This is a genomic window from Arthrobacter sp. SIMBA_036 (assembly GCF_046535135.1).
GTDB lineage: Bacteria > Actinomycetota > Actinomycetes > Actinomycetales > Micrococcaceae > Arthrobacter.
On record NZ_JAWRXG010000142.1, the window covers coordinates 1 to 275 of the forward strand.

Consider the following 275-nt stretch of genomic DNA (forward strand, 5'->3'; position numbering starts at 1 on the left):
GGGCCATATGCAGCGCATCGGCCAGCACGCCGTCGCGCATCGCATAACCGCGCGACACGCCTTCTTCGACGAAGCCGAACTTGCGGTACAGCGCGATGGCCGGCGTGTTGTCCACGAACACCTGCAGTTCGAGGCGGCGCAAACCGAGCGACGCATCCGCGGTTTCGGTCAGCGCGCGCAGGAGCGCCGTGCCGACACCGCGCCCATGATATGCGTCGTGCACCGCCAATCCTAACTCGGCGCCGTGCGCGCGGCACGGCCGAAATACCGTAAGT

General features: G+C 66.9%; 1 protein-coding gene. It reads right to left on the bottom strand.

Features of this window, described 5'->3' with window-relative positions; genetic code table 11:
- Nucleotides 1-223: GNAT family N-acetyltransferase (locus tag SB659_RS19420; RefSeq protein ID WP_410551583.1), on the bottom strand; the 223-nt coding region annotated here is incomplete at its 3' end.
- Nucleotides 224-275: the final 52 nt, after the last annotated feature.